Raw genomic sequence first — 15,980 nt, forward strand, 5'->3', positions numbered from 1 at the left:
AAGAAATCATCCATCAGAACCGACCGGACTCCGGCACCCATCAAAGAAAGCAACAACATGGCTCTCGAACGTACCCTCTCCATCATCAAGCCCGACGCCGTCGCGAAGAACGTGATCGGCCAGATCTACGCCCGTTTCGAGGCTGCCGGCCTGAAGATCGTGGCCGCTCGCCTGGTGCAACTGTCGCGTGCTGACGCCGAGCAGTTCTACGGCGTGCACAAAGAGCGTCCTTTCTTCAAGGACCTGGTCGATTTCATGATCTCCGGCCCCGTCATGATCCAGGTACTGGAAGGCGAGAACGCCATCCTGAAGAACCGTGACCTGATGGGCGCGACGGACCCGAAGAAGGCGGCTGCCGGAACGATCCGCGCCGACTTCGCCGACAGCATCGACGCCAACGCCGTCCACGGTTCGGATGCCGCCGAAACCGCCCAGGTCGAGATCGCGTTTTTCTTCCCCGGCATGAACGTCTACGCACGCTGATATGCGTTACCCCGCGCGTTGCCGCTGCATCGCGGCGCCTTCGACCGCGCGGGGTCCTGGCGTGCCCCGTGCGTGGCGCGCCTGAGGGCTTCTCCATGCAAGCCTCCACCAATCTCCTGGAATTCGATCTCGACGGCCTCGCGGCCTTTTGCGAGCGCCTGGGCGAGAAGCGTTTTCGTGCGACCCAACTGTTCCGCTGGATCCACCAGCGCGGCGCCAGCGACTTCGCGCAGATGAGCGATCTGGCCAAGTCCCTGCGCGGCAAGCTGGCATCGTGTGCGCACGTGTCGGCCTTGCCCGTCATCACGCAGAACATCTCGCAGGACGGCACCATCAAGTGGCTGTTCGATGTCGGCGCGGGCGACGCGGTCGAGGCCGTGTTCATTCCCGAGGACGACCGGGGCACGCTGTGCATCTCCTCGCAGGCCGGCTGCGCCGTCGGCTGCCGCTTCTGCTCGACGGGCCATCAGGGCTTCAGTCGTAATCTGACGACGGGCGAGATCGTGGCCCAGCTCTGGTTCGCCGAGCATTTCCTGCGCCGCCATCTGGGCACCGAGGAGCGCGTGATCTCCAACGTGGTCATGATGGGCATGGGCGAGCCGCTGCAGAACTACACGCAGCTCGTGCCGGCGCTGCGCACAATGCTGGACGACCATGGCTACGGCCTGTCGCGTCGCCGCGTCACGGTGTCGACCTCGGGTGTCGTGCCCATGATGGACCGACTCGGCGCCGACTGCGCCGTGGCCCTGGCTGTGTCGCTGCACGCACCCAACGATGCCCTGCGCGACAAGCTCGTGCCGCTGAACCGCAAGTACCCACTGGACGAGTTGATGTCGGCCTGCCAGCGCTACCTGGCGCATGCGCCGCGCGACTTCATCACATTCGAATACTGCATGCTCGACGGCGTGAATGACCAGCCCGAGCATGCGCGCGAGCTCATCGCGCTGATCGAGCGCTACCGCACCGATGGCGTGTGGTGCAAGCTGAACCTCATCCCGTTCAACCCCTTCCCGGCTTCCGGCCTGCTGCGCTCCAAGCCGCAACAGGTGACTGCGTTCGCCAAGCTGCTGTCCGATGCCGGCCTGGTGACGACGGTGCGCAAGACGCGTGGCGACGACATCGACGCTGCGTGTGGCCAGCTGGCCGGCGATGTGAAGGACCGCACGCGCGTGGTGCAGCGCATCGCCCTGCAGCGCACGGTGCCGTTGCAGCCGGCCGTTGCGCCGCACGAGGCCTGAGCGGCATGCGCGAGCTGCAGTGGTCGCCACCGGTGGGCTCCCGGGCGCTGTGCGCCCTGGCCTTGGCGCTGGCCGCTGCGACGCAGCTGTCAGGTTGTGCCACGCCCCAGGGGCTGGACGCGCGGGCCCCTGGTGCCGACATCGTGACGCCTTCCGACGAGCCCGAGGTGCGGCGTCGCGCCCGGGTCCGCTTGCAGCTGGCATCGGGCTATTTCGACCAAGGCCAGACCAATGTCGCGCTCGACGAGCTCAAGCAGTCGTTGGCCATCGACCCCACCTTTGCCGACGCCTACAACCTGCGCGGCCTGATCTACCTGCGGCTCAACGACCTGCGGCTGGCCGAGGAGAGCTTCCAGCGCGCCTTGTCGCTGAACCCGCGCGAGCCCTACACGCTGCACAACTACGGCTGGATGCTGTGTCAGCAGGAACGTTTCGCCGCGGCCGACGAGAAATTCAACCAGGCGCTGGCGCAGCCTGCGTACACAGGCAAGGCCAAGACCTTCATGGCCCAGGGCATGTGCCAGCAGCGCGCCGGTCAACCGGCGCAGGCCGAGGCCAGCTTCGGCCGCTCCTACGAACTCGACCCGGCCAACCCCATCACGGGCTACAACCTGGCCCAACTGCTGTACGAGCGCGCGGACTATCCACGTGCGCAGTTCTACATCCGGCGCATCAACAACACCGAATACGCCAATGCCGAGTCGCTGTGGCTGGGCATCAAGGTGGAGCGCCGCATGAACAACCAGCAGGCCTTCGAACAATTGAGCGACCAGTTGCGCAAGCGGTTCGCGCAGTCGCGTGAATATCTGGCGCTGGAGCGCAGGGCTTTCGATGAGTGAGACCACCATTCCATCCGGTTCGGCAGAGCAGGGCGACGAGGGCACGCGCGGCGCGCAGGCGGCCGGTGCCATGCTGCGCAAGGCACGCGAGGATGCCGGCCTGCACGTGGCTGCGTTGGCTGTGGCCCTGAAGGTGCCGGTCAAGAAGCTGGAGGCCCTGGAGGCCGGCCGCATCGATTTGTTGCCTGACGCGACCTTCGCGCGCGGCCTGGCGGCCAGCATCTGCCGCGGCCTGAAGCTGGACCCCAAGCCTGTGCTGGACCTGATGCCCGGCATCGGCGGCTCTCGCCTGGGGGCGCAGGCGCCGGCGATCAACGAGCGCTTCGAGCCCACGTCGATGTCGTCCGCCGCGCCGTGGCGTCTGCCCAAGCCGGCCCTGCTGGCCGTGGGCGTGCTGCTGCTGGGCGCGTTGGCGATGTATTTCTATCCGCGCCAGCCCGATGGCACCGAGACCGCGCAAGCCGGGCCTGAAGCCTCCGGCACGGTCGAGATGTCGGTGCCCAGCGCGGCATCCGCGCCGGTGCTCCAGCCCGAATCCAGCGCCGCCTTGCCGCCAGCGCCAGCCATCCTGCCACCGCCGGCCGAGCCCGCGGCCAGCGCTGTGGCGCCGGCCAGCGACGCGACCATGGTGTTCACGGCCAAGGCCGAGTCCTGGGTGCAGGTCACCGATGCCAAGGGCGTGCAGGTCGTGCGCCGCACACTGCAGGCTGGCGAGCGAGTGACGGCCAGCGGCGCGCTGCCGCTGGCGGTCGTGGTCGGCCGCATCGATGCCGTCGACGTCCAGGTGCGTGGCCAGCCCATGAACCTGGCCGGCATTGCAAAGACCAACGTGGCCCGTTTCGAGGTGAAGTAAGCATGCAACCGTCTCCCATCGTTCCCGTTGCGCCGCTCGCCCGGCGTTCGCTGCAGGCTTCCGTGCGCTGGCAGGCGCACGAGGTCACGCTGGGCGGCAGCGCGCCGGTGCGCGTGCAGTCCATGACCAACACCGACACGGCCGACGCCATCGGCACGGCCATCCAGATCAAGGAATTGGCACTGGCCGGCTCGGAGCTGGTGCGCATCACGGTCAACACGCCCGAGGCCGCCGCTGCCGTGCCGCACATCCGCGACCAGCTCGACCGCATGGGCATCAGCGTGCCGTTGATCGGTGACTTCCACTACAACGGGCACCGCCTCCTGAGCGAGCACCCGGCCTGCGCCGAGGCCTTGTCCAAGTACCGCATCAACCCGGGCAACGTGGGCAAGGGCGACAAGCACGACAAGCAGTTCGGCCAGATGATCGAGGCCGCCGTGCGCTTCAACAAGGCGGTGCGGATCGGCGTGAACTGGGGCTCCATGGACCAGGAGCTGATGGCCGGCATGATGGACGAGAACAGCCGGCGCGCGCAGCCTTGGGACGCCAAGCAGGTCATGTACGAGGCGCTGATCACCTCGGCCATCTCGTCGGCCGAAATGGCCGAGCGCATGGGCCTACCCGCGCACCAGATCATCCTGTCGTGCAAGGTCAGCGGCGTGCAGGATCTGGTCACGGTCTACGGCGAACTTGCGCGGCGCTGCCGCTATCCCTTGCATCTGGGCCTGACCGAGGCCGGCATGGGCACCAAGGGGACGGTGGCTTCCTCGGTCGCGCTGGGTGTGCTGCTGCAGCAGGGCATCGGCGACACCATCCGCGTCTCGCTGACACCGCAGCCCGGTGAAGCACGCTCGCAGGAGGTCGTGATCGCCTCCGAGATCCTGCAGTCCCTGGGCCTGCGCAGCTTCGTCCCCAGCGTCACGGCCTGCCCCGGTTGTGGCCGCACCACGAGCACCACGTTCCAGGAACTCACCAAGCAGATCGACGACTTCCTGCGTGCGCAGATGCCGGTCTGGCGCGCCCGGTACCCCGGCGTCGAGAAGCTCAAGGTGGCCGTCATGGGCTGCATCGTCAACGGGCCGGGCGAGAGCAAGCATGCCGACATCGGCATCAGTCTGCCTGGCACCGGCGAGGCACCGGCCGCTCCCGTCTTTATCGACGGCGAAAAGGCCATGACGCTGCGCGGCGACGGCATCGCGCAGGAGTTCCAGAAAGTCGTCGAGAACTACATCGAGAAGCGCTTCGGCACGCCAGTTGTGACCGAGGCCGCCTGATCCCCATGCAAGACAACCCCTCAGCCGCCAAGGCGGCGCGCACCGCCGTGTCCAAGCCCGAGAAGCTCAGCGCCGTCAAAGGCATGAACGACATCCTGCCGCCGGATTCGGCGCGCTGGGAATGGCTGGAAGACAAGATCCGCACGCGCATGGCGACATTCGCCTACCGCAACATCCGCACGCCCATCGTCGAGCCCACGGCGCTCTTCGTGCGCGGCACTGGCGAGACCACCGACATCGTCGAGAAGGAGATGTACTCCTTCGACGACCGGCTGAATGGCGAGGCCTTGACGCTGCGGCCCGAGAACACGCCTGGCGTGGCGCGCGCGGCCATCGAGCACAACCTGACCTACGACGGCGGCAAGCGGCTCTACTACATGGGCCCCATGTTCCGCCACGAGCGCCCGCAGCGTGGCCGCTACCGGCAGTTCCACCAGCTCGGTGCCGAAGCCCTGGGCTTTGCCGGCCCCGAGGTCGATGCCGAGCTGATGCTGCTGGTGCACCAGCTGTTCGCCGACCTGAGTCTGCGCAATGTGCGCGTGGAATTGAACAGCCTGGGCGTGCCCGCCGAGCGCCAGGCGCATCGCGCCGCGCTGATCGAATATTTCCAGCAGCATGCCGGGCTGCTGGACGCCGACGCCCAGCGCCGACTGCAGACCAACCCGCTGCGCATCCTGGACACCAAGAACCCGGCCATGCAGGAGATGGTGCAGGACGCGCCGCAGCTGCTGAGCTACCTGGGCGAGACCTCGCTGAAGCATTTCGAAACCGTTCAGCAATTGCTGACGGCCTGTGGCGTCTCCTGGCGCGTGAACCCGCGCCTGGTGCGTGGCCTAGACTACTACAGCCACACGGTGTTCGAGTTCATCACCGATGAGCTGGGGGCGCAGGGCACGCTGTGCGGCGGCGGCCGCTACGACGGCCTGTTCGAGTTGCTGGGAGGCAAGCCCACGCCGGCTGTGGGCTGGGGCATGGGCCTGGAGCGCGTGCTGGAGCTGGTGCGCACGCAGAGCGACGATTTCGTGCAGCCGCGCCCCGATGCCTACGCCATCGTGCCCGACGCCTCCGCACTGCCGCAGGTGCTGCCCGTGCTGCAGGCCTTGCGTGCCGCGGGCGTGCAGGTGCAGATGCATGCCGGCATGGCCGAAGGCCTGGGCAGCATGAAGTCGCAGTTCAAGAAGGCTGACGCCAGCGGCGCCCCGTTCGCGCTGGTGTTCGGCCCGGACGAACTGGCCGAGAACCACGTGACCGTGAAGGCCTTGCGCGACGGTCAGGGCGCGCAGCAGCGCCAGCCTCTGGCGGCCCTGGCCGACTGGGCACCCACCCTACAATCGCGCGCTTGAATCCGGGCAACCCATGGCAACACATCTCGATCTCGAAGAACAAGAACAGCTGGACCAGGTCAAGCATTTCTGGAAGCGCTATGGCAATGCCATCACCTGGCTGCTGATTGTGGTGCTGGCCGGGTTTGCCGCCTGGAACGGCTGGCACTATTGGCAACGCAGCCAGTCGGCCCAGGCCTCGAGCCTGTACGACGAAGCCGATCGTGCTGCCCGCGCCGGCGACACCGCACGCCTGGAGCGCGCCTTCGGCGACATCAAGGACAAGTACGCTGGCACCCTGTATGCGCAGCAGGCCGGCCTGCTGGCGGGCAAAGTGCTGCACGAGCGTGGCAACAACGATGCGGCGAAGGCTGCGCTGGCCTGGGTGGCCGAAAAATCGTCCGATCCCGGTTACCAGGCCCTGGCGCGTTTGCGCCTGGCCGGTATCGCGCTCGACGCCAAGGCCTATGACGAAGCACTGAAGCAGCTCGAAGGCAGCTTCGCCGGCGAGTTCGCGGCCCTGGCCGCCGACCGCCGCGGCGACGTGCTCGCCGCGCAGGGCAAGAAGACCGAAGCGCTGTCCGAGTACCGCAAGGCCTACGCCGGCCTGGATGCGCGCGTCGAGTACCGCCGCATGGTCGAGGTCAAGCTCAACGCCCTGGGCGTGGACGCGGCGGCGGAGGCCAAGAAATGAAGCCTGTTACCTGGAACCGCCGCCAGCTGGCGCTGCTGGGCCTGGCCGCCGCGCTGCTGACCGGCTGCGCCGGATCGGGCAAGCCCAAGCCGGCCGATCTCGGCCCCAATCCCGGCCTGCTGGGCGTACGGCAGGCCTGGAGCACCAAGATCGGCGAAGTCGCCTATCCGCTGGACGTGCAGGTCAGTGGCGGCCAGGTCGCGCTGGCCAGCAGCGACGGCACGGTGCTGGCGCTGGACGCGCGCAGCGGACGCGAGCTGTGGCGCGCATCGGCCAAGGCCAAGCTGACAGCCGGCGTCGGTAGCGACGGCAAGACAGCCGCCGTGGCGACGCAGGGCAACGAGATCGTGGCCTTCGAGGCCGGGCGCGAGCTCTGGCGTCAGAAGCTCTCGGCCCAGGTCCTGACAGCGCCGTTCGTGGCCGGTGGCCGCGTCTTCGTGCTGGGGGCCGACCGCACAGTCACGGCGCTGGATGGCGCGAGCGGCCGCAGGCTGTGGACGCAGCAGCGCCCCGGCGAAGCGCTGGTGCTGCGCCAGCCCGGCGTGATCCTGGCTGTCGGCGACACGCTGGTCGTGGGCCTGTCCGGCCGGCTCGTGGGCCTCAATCCCCTGAACGGCACGATCCGCTGGGACGCGCCCGTCGCCACCCCTCGCGGCACCAACGACGTGGAGCGCCTGGTCGACCTGGTCGGGCGCGTGAGCCGCGTCGGCGACTCGGTCTGCACGCGCGCGTTCCAGGCTGGCCTGGGCTGTGTCGACGCGTCGCGCGGCACGGTGGCCTGGACCAAGCCCTCGTCGGGCTACCAGGGCGTGCACGGCGACGACCGCTTTGTGTTCGGCCCCGAGAGCGACGGCAAGCTGGTGGCCTGGCGCCGCAGCGATGGCGAGCGTGCCTGGGTCTCCGAGCGCCTGCGTTATCGGCAGCTCACGGCGCCGCTGGCTCTGGGCCGCTCCGTGATCGTCGGCGACGAGAGCGGCATCGTGCATTTCGTGTCGCGCGAGGATGGCTCGCCGCTGACCCGTGTGACGACCGATGGCTCGGCCATCGTCGCCGCGCCCGTGGTGGCTGACGACACGCTGGTCGTGGTGACGCGCAACGGCGGCGTGTTCGGCTTCGCGCCCGAGTGATCGCTCCCAGATGAAACCTGTCATTGCCCTGGTCGGTCGCCCCAATGTGGGCAAGTCCACGCTCTTCAACCGGCTGACGCGATCGCGCGACGCCATCGTGGCCGACTTCGCCGGCCTCACGCGTGACCGCCACTACGGCAACGGCAAGCACGGCAAGCAGGAGTACATCGTCATCGACACCGGCGGCTTCGAGCCGACGGCCGAAAGCGGCATCTACAAGGAGATGGCCAAGCAGACGCGCCAGGCCGTCGCCGAGGCCGATGTCGTGGTGTTCGTGGTCGATGCCCGCGGTGGCGTGTCTGCGCAGGACCACGACATCGCCAATTACCTGCGCCGCCTGGGCAAGCCCTGCGTGCTGGCAGCCAACAAGGCCGAGGGCATGACCGAGGGCCACCAGACCAGCGATTTCTACGAGCTGGGCCTGGGCGAGGTGCACGCGGTCTCGGCCGCGCACGGCCAGGGCATGCGCACCCTGATCGAGCTGGCGCTGGCGCCGCTGCATCTGCCGGAAGAGCCAGAGGACGACGACGCCGTCGACCCCGGGGTGATCCGCCTGGCCGTGGCCGGCCGGCCCAATGTCGGCAAGTCCACGCTCATCAACACCTGGCTGGGCGAGGAGCGCCTGGTGGCATTCGACCTGCCGGGCACCACGCGCGACGCCATCTCCGTGCCGTTCGAGCGTCGCGGCCAGCGCTTTGAACTCATCGACACGGCCGGCCTGCGCCGCAAGGGCAAGGTGTTCGAGGCCATCGAGAAGTTCTCGGTGGTCAAGACGCTGCAGGCCATCGAAGGTGCCAACGTCGTGCTGCTGCTGCTGGACGCTACGCAGGGCGTGACGGACCAGGACGCGCACATCGCCGGCTATATCCTGGAGAGCGGCCGCGCCGTGGTGATCGCCATCAACAAATGGGATGCCGTGGACAGCTACCAGCGCGAGCTGGTGCAACGCTCCATCGAGACGCGGCTGCCTTTCCTGAAGTTCGCCTCGTTGCACTTCATCTCGGCCCAGAAGCGTCAGGGCCTGGGCCCGGTCTGGGGTTCGATCGCGCAGGCACACAAGGCCGCCATGTGCAAGATGTCCACGCCGGTGCTCACGCGCCTGCTGCTGGAGGCCGTGCAGTTCCAGAGCCCGGAGCGCGGCGGCATGTTCCGGCCCAAGCTACGGTACGCCCACCAGGGCGGCATGAACCCGCCCATCATCGTGATCCACGGCAATTCGCTGGAGAACGTGAGCGAGACCTACAAGCGCTTCCTGGAAGGCCGCTTCCGCAAGGAGTTCGACCTCACCGGGACACCGCTGCGCATCCAGATGAAGAGTTCGGACAACCCATTCGCTGCGAAGAAGGAGCGCTGAGCTCCTTCGCGCAGTTCACGACAGCAGGAGCTTGTCGTCGTCCAGCTTCTCGCCGCGCGTCTGCGCGAACATGCGCAGCAGGTCGGGCACGTCCAGCCCGCGGCGTTGATCGCCCGCCACGTCCAGGATCACCTGGCCCTCGTGCAGCATGACGGTGCGCTGGCCGTAGTCCAGCGCCTGGCGCATGCTGTGCGTGACCATCATGGCAGTGAGCCGGTTCTCTTCGACGATGCGTGCTGTCAGTTCCAGCACGAAGGCCGCGGTCTTCGGGTCCAGCGCTGCCGTGTGCTCGTCCAGCAGCAGGATGCGCGACGGCTGCAGCGAGGCCATCAGCAGGCTCACGGCCTGGCGCTGGCCACCGGATAGCAGGCCGATCCGGTCGGCCAGCCGGTTCTCCAGGCCCAGCTTCAGGATGGCCAGCTTCTCGCGGAACAGTTCGCGCAGCCCTCGATTCAATGACAGACCGAAGCCGCGCTTGCCGCCGCGCCTGTGCGCCAGCGCCATGTTTTCTTCGATGGTGAGCGCCTCGCAGGTGCCAGCCATCGGATCCTGGAACACACGCGCCACCATGCCGGCGCGCTGCCAGGCCGGCAGCCGCGTGACGTCCTGGCCGTCGATGTCGATGCGGCCGGTGTCGACCAGCAGGTCGCCACTCACCGCATTCAGAAAGGTCGATTTGCCGGCCCCGTTGGAGCCGATCACGGTCACGAACTGGCCCGAGGGGATCGCCAGGCTCAGCCCGCGCAGCACGTGGTTCTGGATTGGCGTGCCCGGGTTGAAGGTGATCTGCAATTGTTCGGCGCGCAGCATCACTTGGCTCCCTTGGCATTGCCCGGCATCCAGCCTGCCAGCTTGCGCTTGTAGACCGGCACCATCAGCGCCAGCGCCACCAGCACGGCCGTGACCAAGTTCAGGTCCTGCGCCTGCAGGCCCATGAACTCGGTGTTCAGCGCCAGCGCGATGAAGAAGCGATACAGCACAGCGCCCAGGATGCAGGCCAGCGTGGTGACCACCAGGCTGCGCGAAGGCATCAGCGTCTCGCCGATGATCACCGCCGCCAGGCCGATCACGATGGTGCCGATGCCCATGGAGATGTCGGCCGCACCCTGCGTTTGCGCAAACAGGGCGCCGGCGAGCGCCACCAGCGCATTCGACAGTGCCAGGCCCAGCACGGTGTGGCGGTCTGTCGAGATACCTTGCGCGCGCGCCATCCGGGCGTTGCTGCCCGTGGCGCGCATGGCCAGGCCAGCCTCGGAGGCGAAGAACCAGTCCACGAGCAACTTGGCCACCACCACGATGACGAGCAGCAGCGCCGGCTTGGCCCAGTATTCGGGAAGGTCGCCGATTGGCACCAGGCTGAACACCGTGGGTTCGCTGATCAGCGCCACATTGGGCTTGCCCATCACGCGCAGGTTGACCGAGTACAGCGCAATCATGACCAGGATGCTGGCCAAGAGCTGCATGATCTTGAGCCGCACGTTGAGCCAGGCCGTGATCCAGCCGGATGCGGCGCCGGCCACGCACGCGAGGGCGGTGGCCGCGAACGGGTTCCAGCCGGCCACGATCAGCGCGGCGGCCACGGCCGCGCCGAGCGGGAAGCTGCCGTCCACCGTCAGGTCGGGGAAGTTGATGATGCGAAACGAGATGAAGACGCCGAGGGCGACCAGCCCGAAAATCAGGCCGATCTCGATCGCACCCAGCGAGGCGATGAGCGACATGGCAGTGCGCTCACTTCGCGCCGACGACCTTGGCGCTCTTGAGCAGTTCGTCCGGCAGGTTCACACCCTGCAGCTTGGCCGCGGCGGGGTTGACGAACAGCTCGAAGTTGTTGCTCGTCTGCGAGGCGATCGTGCCGGGGGCCTCTCCCTTGAGCACGCGCACCACGATCTTGCCGGTCTGGCGGCCGATGTCGTAGTAGTTCAGGCCCAGCGCGGCCACGGCGCCGCGTTCCACTGTGGCCGTGTCGGCCGCGATGACGGGGATCTTGGCCTGCTGCGCGACCTTGACGATGCCTTCGAAGGCCGAGACCACGTTGTTGTCGGTCGGCGTGTACATCGCATCGGCCTTGCCGATCAGGCTTTGCGCGGCGGTCGGCACGTCCACCGTGCGTGCGGCGGCAGCTTCGACGATGGTGACGCCAGCGGGGCCTGCAGCCTTCTTGAGGGCGGCCACGATGGCCACCGAGTTGGCCTCGCCCGGGCTGTAGATCACACCCACGCGCTTGGCGTTCGGCACGATCTTCTTGATCAGATCCAGGTGCTTGTCCAGTGGCGAGAGGTCGGACACACCGGTCACGTTGGTGCCCGAGGGTCCCCAGTCCTTCACCAGCTTTGCCGCGACAGGGTCGGTCACGGCGGAGTAGATCACCGGGATCTGCCTGGTGGCAGCGACCGCCGACTGCGCTGACGGTGTGGCAATGGCCACGATCGCGCTGGGTCGGTCGCCTGCGTACTTGCGCGCGATCTGGGCCGCCGTGCCGACGTTGCCCTGCGCGCTTTGGTAGCTGAATTTGAAGTTCCGGCCGTCCTCGAAACCGGCGGCTTTCAGTTCGTCGCGCACACCATCGCGCACGGCGTCCAGCGCCGGGTGTTCGACGATGGCCGTGACGGCAACGGATGGCGCATCGGCTGCGAGGGCAGGCATGGTGAGGGTGCCCAGTGCCAGTGCGAGTGCAGCTGCGGAGCGGCTCAGAAATGGATGGTGCATGGGGATCTTGGGTGTGCTTCGTATGCGGTTTGCGCAGTCGCATTTTGGGTCTGATTCTTGTGTGCACGACGCCGTGTAAGGTCGCAGCGCGCGCGAAGTCTAGCCCGAACATCCCCGCTTTGGTGCATCGATGCGGGCCGTGCATGCGCCGCGCGCGCCAGTCCCATCACGTCGCATAAGGACATCAGTGTTTTCACCGAGTGGCGCGAAATCCCTGTGGTATGGTTCCCCGCTTCCCAATAACAACTGTCACAACACGGAGGATATCGTGAGCAATAAAGGCCAACTTTTGCAGGATCCGTTCCTGAACACCTTGCGTCGCGAGCACGTGCCTGTGTCGATCTATCTCGTCAACGGCATCAAGCTGCAGGGTCAGATCGAGTCCTTCGATCAGTACGTCGTGCTGCTGCGCAATACGGTGACGCAGATGGTCTACAAGCACGCCATTTCGACCATCGTCCCTGGGCGTGCCGTCAACTTTCAGGCGGCACAGGACGACAACGCTGCCGACGCGGCTTCCTGAGCAAACGGCGCAGGCCCAGGCCGGCGTCTGCATGCCTTGTGAAAGGCGTGCCACCTTTCCTTCAATCGATTGACTGACACATCTCCTGTGGATCGTGCGACGGCCTCGGCCATTCTGGTCGGGGTCGATTTCGGCTTGCCTCATTTCGACCAGGAGTTGGAGGAGCTGGGTCTGTTGGCCCAGACCGCCGGCCTGGTGCCTGTGGCGCGCATCACTTGCAAACGCAAGGCGCCCGACGCTGCTCTCTTCATCGGCACTGGCAAGGCCGAGGAGATCAAGCTGCTGGCCCAAATGCATGGTGCCAGCGAAGTGCTGTTCGACCAGTCGCTAAGCCCCGCGCAGCAGCGCAACCTTGAGCGGGTGCTGGAGCTGCCGGTCAACGACCGGACCATGCTGATCCTGACCATCTTTTCGCAGCGTGCGCGCAGCCATGAAGGCAAGCTGCAGGTGGAGCTGGCGCGCCTGCAGTACCTCAGCACGCGCCTGGTGCGGCGCTGGTCGCATCTGGAGCGCCAGCGTGGCGGCATCGGCACGCGCGGCGGCCCGGGCGAGCGACAGATCGAACTGGACCGGCGCATGATCGGCGAGTCCATCAAGCGCACGCGTGAGCGGCTGTCCAAGGTCGTGCGCCAGCGCGGCACGCAACGTCGCCAGCGCGAGCGCCGCGATGCGTTCACGATCTCTCTTGTGGGCTACACCAACGCGGGAAAGTCCAGCCTGTTCAATGCACTCGTGAAGGCGCGGGCCTATGCGGCGGACCAATTGTTCGCGACGCTGGACACGACGACACGCCAGCTGTACCTGGGCGAAGCCGGGCGTTCGGTCTCGCTGTCCGACACCGTGGGTTTTATCCGTGACCTGCCGCACGGCCTGGTCGATGCGTTTCGCGCCACGTTGCAGGAGGCTGCCGACGCCGACCTGCTGCTACACGTGGTCGATGCGTCCAATCCGCACCATCCAGAGCAGATGGAGGAGGTTCGCCGCGTGCTGGCCGACATCGGCGCCGACACCGTGCCCATGCTCCTGGTCTTCAACAAGCTCGATGCCCTCGACGAAGCGCAGCGGCCCTTGCAACTGACGGACAGCATGGTCGTGGACGGCACGACGCTGGACCGTGTGTTCCTGAGCGCGCAAACGGGCGAAGGCATGGCGCAACTGCGGGCCGAACTAGGACGCCGCGCCCAGCAACTGGACCATGTCGGGCTCGATTCCCCTGGGTATCATGAGGCCGATCCACGATTCGGCACAATCACCCGTTGACTACAAGAGACCAGAGCGAATGAACCTTTCTTCTCGGCCGTCGGGTTGGGCTGGCCTGCCTGGCCGCATCCGCGGCATGTTCAATCTGAACGATCCCCGATGGGGCCGTGGAGACGACAAGGCGACGGATTCGGACGAAAAGCCCGAAGTACGGCGGCCCGATGGCGAGCAGCGTCCCTATGAGCCTCCGCGCAGTGCACCAAACCGCGGCGGCAACCAGGGGCCTCCCGATCTGGACGAACTCTGGCGTGACTTCAACCGCAAGCTCGGTGGCCTGTTTGGCGGTGGTGGCAATGGTGGCCGCAACGGCGGTGGCCGGGGCACGGGCGGTGGAGGTTTCCAGCCCGACATGAAGAGCGCCGGCATCGGCGTCGGCCTGCTGTCTGCTGTTGCGGTGCTGATCTGGCTCGGCACCGGGTTTTTCATCGTGCAGGAAGGCCAGCAGGCCGTGATCACGCAGTTCGGCAAGTACAAGTCGACTGTTGGAGCCGGCTTCAACTGGCGCCTGCCGTACCCGATCCAGCGCCATGAACTGGTCTTCGTGACGCAGATCCGCTCTATCGACATCGGCCGTGAATCCATCATCAAGGCCACGGGCCTGCGTGAGTCTGCGATGCTGACCGAGGACGAGAACATCGTCGAGATCAAATTCGCCGTGCAGTACCGCTTGAATGATGCGCGTGCCTTCCTGTTCGAAAGCAAGGACCCGACGATCGCCGTGGTGCAGGCGGCGGAGACTGCAGTGCGCGAGGTGGTCGGCAAGATGCGCATGGACTCGGCACTTGCCGAGGAGCGCGACCAGATCGCCCCGCGTGTGCGTGGCCTGATGCAGACCATCCTGGACCGCTACAAGGTCGGCATTGAAGTCGTCGGCGTGAACCTGCAGCAAAGTGGCGTGCGGCCACCTGAGCAGGTGCAGGCCGCGTTCGACGATGTGCTGAAGGCGGGCCAGGAGCGCGAGCGCGCCAAGAACGAAGCCCAGGCCTATGCGAACGACGTGATCCCGCGGGCAACCGGTTCCGCTTCGCGGCTCAAGGAAGAGTCCGAGGCCTACAAGGCTCGCATCGTGGCGCAGGCCGACGGTGACGCGCAGCGCTTTCGCTCTGTCCTGGCTGAGTACCAGAAGGCACCCCAGGTCACGCGTGACCGGATGTACGTGGACAGCATGCAGCAGATCTACTCCAGCGTGACCAAGATCCTGGTGGATTCCCGTCAGGGGTCCAACCTGCTGTACCTGCCGCTGGACAAGCTCATGCAGATGACGGCCCAATCCGGCGCGGCCGACGCTGCGCTGCCCGGCAATGCCACCGTGGTGCCGCCGACGCCGTTGCCTTCCCCCGCCGTGAGTGGTGATCTGCGCGCCCGCGATGGCCGCACGCGTGAACGCGATCTGCGCTAGGAGCAAGAGAAGTGAATAGAGTTGGTTTTATCGCATCCTCGCTGCTCGTATTGCTGGCGCTGTTGAGCTCCACGTTGTTCGTGGTCGACCAGCGCCAGTTCGGCGTGGTCTACGCCTTGGGGCAGATCAAGGAAGTCATCACCGAGCCGGGCCTGAATTTCAAGCTGCCGCCCCCGTTCCAGAACGTGCGCTACATCGACAAGCGTTTGCTCACGCTGGACAGCACCGATCCCGAACCCATGCTGACGGCTGAAAAGCAGCGCGTGGTGATCGATTGGTACATCCGTTGGCGCATCACCGACCCGTCGGAGTACATCCGCAACGTGGGCCTGGACGAAAGCGCCGGTGCCAACCAGTTGAACCGTGTGGCGCGCAATGCGTTCCAGGAGGAAATCAATCGCCGCACCGTCCGCGACCTGCTGTCGTCGCGTCGCGAGGAGCTGATGGCCGACGTCAAGCGCGAGGTGTTGGAGGCCGTGCGCGGCAGCCGGCCTTGGGGCGTGGACGTGATCGACGTGCGCATCACGCGTGTTGACTATGTGGAGTCCATCACCGAGTCGGTCTACCGCCGCATGGAGGCCGAGCGCAAGCGCGTCGCCAACGAGCTGCGTTCAACTGGTTTCGCTGAGGGCGAGAAGATCCGTGCAGATGCCGACCGTCAGCGCGAAGTGGTGATCGCCAACGCTTACCGCGATGCGCAGAAGATCAAGGGCGAGGGTGATGCGCAGGCGGCTTCGCTGTACGCAGAAGCCTTCGGCCGTGACCCGCAGTTCGCGCAGTTCTACCGCAGCCTGGAAGCGTACAAGGGCAGCTTCAACAAGAAGGGCGACCTGATGGTGGTCGATCCTTCTTCGGAGTTCTTCCGCGCCATGCGTGGCACTCCGGGCGCGGCACCTGCATCGCGCTGA

General features: G+C 66.6%; 16 protein-coding genes. 13 read left to right on the top strand and 3 right to left on the bottom strand.

Going from position 1 to position 15,980, the window contains the following annotated elements; all coding sequences use genetic code 11:
• Positions 1 to 57 precede the first annotated feature (57 nt).
• The 9 genes from ndk (at position 58) to der (ending at position 9,184) form a co-directional block, all read left to right on the top strand.
• Positions 58 to 483 (top strand): nucleoside-diphosphate kinase, encoded by a 426-nt coding sequence (gene ndk, locus ASF43_RS00070; protein WP_056174948.1) that lies wholly within the window; start codon positions 58 to 60, stop codon positions 481 to 483.
• Positions 484 to 578: 95 nt separating this feature from the next.
• Entirely contained in the window at positions 579 to 1,721 is a 1,143-nt protein-coding gene (gene rlmN / locus ASF43_RS00075) for a 23S rRNA (adenine(2503)-C(2))-methyltransferase RlmN (RefSeq protein WP_056174952.1), read from the top strand.
• Between the two features lie 5 nt (positions 1,722 to 1,726).
• The gene (gene pilW, locus ASF43_RS00080; protein WP_056174955.1) at positions 1,727 to 2,560 is read left to right on the top strand and encodes a type IV pilus biogenesis/stability protein PilW; all 834 of its coding nucleotides are present in this window, start codon (positions 1,727 to 1,729) and stop codon (positions 2,558 to 2,560) included.
• Entirely contained in the window at positions 2,553 to 3,413 is an 861-nt protein-coding gene (locus tag ASF43_RS00085; protein ID WP_056174958.1) for a helix-turn-helix domain-containing protein, read from the top strand. The genes pilW and ASF43_RS00085 overlap by 8 nt, the downstream gene beginning before the upstream one ends.
• 2 nt (positions 3,414 to 3,415) lie before the next feature.
• Positions 3,416 to 4,687 carry a flavodoxin-dependent (E)-4-hydroxy-3-methylbut-2-enyl-diphosphate synthase gene (ispG, locus tag ASF43_RS00090; protein WP_056174961.1) on the top strand — a complete coding sequence of 424 codons (1,272 nt, stop codon included), beginning with the start codon at positions 3,416 to 3,418 and terminating at the stop codon, positions 4,685 to 4,687.
• Positions 4,688 to 4,692: 5 nt separating this feature from the next.
• Positions 4,693 to 6,030, top strand: a complete 1,338-nt coding sequence (hisS, locus tag ASF43_RS00095; protein WP_056174964.1) for a histidine--tRNA ligase — start codon at positions 4,693 to 4,695, stop codon at positions 6,028 to 6,030.
• A gap of 13 nt (positions 6,031 to 6,043) precedes the next feature.
• Complete coding sequence (locus ASF43_RS00100; RefSeq protein WP_056174968.1) at positions 6,044 to 6,703, top strand: tetratricopeptide repeat protein; 660 nt, start codon at positions 6,044 to 6,046, stop codon at positions 6,701 to 6,703.
• On the top strand, positions 6,700 to 7,830 hold the full coding sequence (gene bamB / locus ASF43_RS00105) for an outer membrane protein assembly factor BamB (protein ID WP_056174971.1): 1,131 nt from the start codon (positions 6,700 to 6,702) through the stop codon (positions 7,828 to 7,830). The genes ASF43_RS00100 and bamB overlap by 4 nt, the downstream gene beginning before the upstream one ends.
• A 10-nt stretch (positions 7,831 to 7,840) precedes the next feature.
• Complete coding sequence (der, locus tag ASF43_RS00110; RefSeq protein ID WP_056174974.1) at positions 7,841 to 9,184, top strand: ribosome biogenesis GTPase Der; 1,344 nt, start codon at positions 7,841 to 7,843, stop codon at positions 9,182 to 9,184.
• Positions 9,185 to 9,199: 15 nt separating this feature from the next.
• Here the strand turns inward: der and ASF43_RS00115 are convergent, their stop codons facing one another.
• Genes ASF43_RS00115 through ASF43_RS00125 form a run of 3 tightly spaced genes read right to left on the bottom strand, consistent with a single transcriptional unit; the run spans position 9,200 to position 11,890 of the window.
• Complete coding sequence (locus ASF43_RS00115) at positions 9,200 to 9,994, bottom strand: ABC transporter ATP-binding protein (RefSeq protein WP_056174977.1); 795 nt, start codon at positions 9,992 to 9,994, stop codon at positions 9,200 to 9,202.
• Positions 9,994 to 10,902 (bottom strand): ABC transporter permease, encoded by a 909-nt coding sequence (locus ASF43_RS00120; protein WP_056174980.1) that lies wholly within the window; start codon positions 10,900 to 10,902, stop codon positions 9,994 to 9,996. The genes ASF43_RS00115 and ASF43_RS00120 overlap by 1 nt, the downstream gene beginning before the upstream one ends.
• Positions 10,903 to 10,912: 10 nt before the next feature.
• Positions 10,913 to 11,890: an ABC transporter substrate-binding protein gene (locus ASF43_RS00125; RefSeq protein ID WP_056174983.1), complete on the bottom strand. Its 978-nt coding sequence runs from the start codon at positions 11,888 to 11,890 to the stop codon at positions 10,913 to 10,915.
• Between the two features lie 268 nt (positions 11,891 to 12,158).
• On the opposite strand from ASF43_RS00125, the gene hfq reads away from it, so the two are divergent.
• The 4 genes from hfq (at position 12,159) to hflC (ending at position 15,980) form a co-directional block, all read left to right on the top strand.
• Positions 12,159 to 12,413 carry an RNA chaperone Hfq gene (gene hfq, locus ASF43_RS00130; protein ID WP_056174986.1) on the top strand — a complete coding sequence of 85 codons (255 nt, stop codon included), beginning with the start codon at positions 12,159 to 12,161 and terminating at the stop codon, positions 12,411 to 12,413.
• A 69-nt stretch (positions 12,414 to 12,482) separates the two neighbouring features.
• Positions 12,483 to 13,673 carry a GTPase HflX gene (gene hflX, locus ASF43_RS00135; RefSeq protein ID WP_056174989.1) on the top strand — a complete coding sequence of 397 codons (1,191 nt, stop codon included), beginning with the start codon at positions 12,483 to 12,485 and terminating at the stop codon, positions 13,671 to 13,673.
• Positions 13,674 to 13,692: 19 nt separating this feature from the next.
• A complete protein-coding gene (hflK, locus tag ASF43_RS00140) occupies positions 13,693 to 15,072 on the top strand; it encodes an FtsH protease activity modulator HflK (protein ID WP_056174992.1) in 1,380 nt (459 codons plus the stop codon).
• Between the two features lie 11 nt (positions 15,073 to 15,083).
• Positions 15,084 to 15,980, top strand: coding sequence for a protease modulator HflC (gene hflC, locus ASF43_RS00145; protein WP_056174994.1), 897 nt, complete (start codon positions 15,084 to 15,086; stop codon positions 15,978 to 15,980).

This window comes from Pseudorhodoferax sp. Leaf267, from assembly GCF_001422405.1.
GTDB lineage: Bacteria > Pseudomonadota > Gammaproteobacteria > Burkholderiales > Burkholderiaceae_C > Pseudorhodoferax.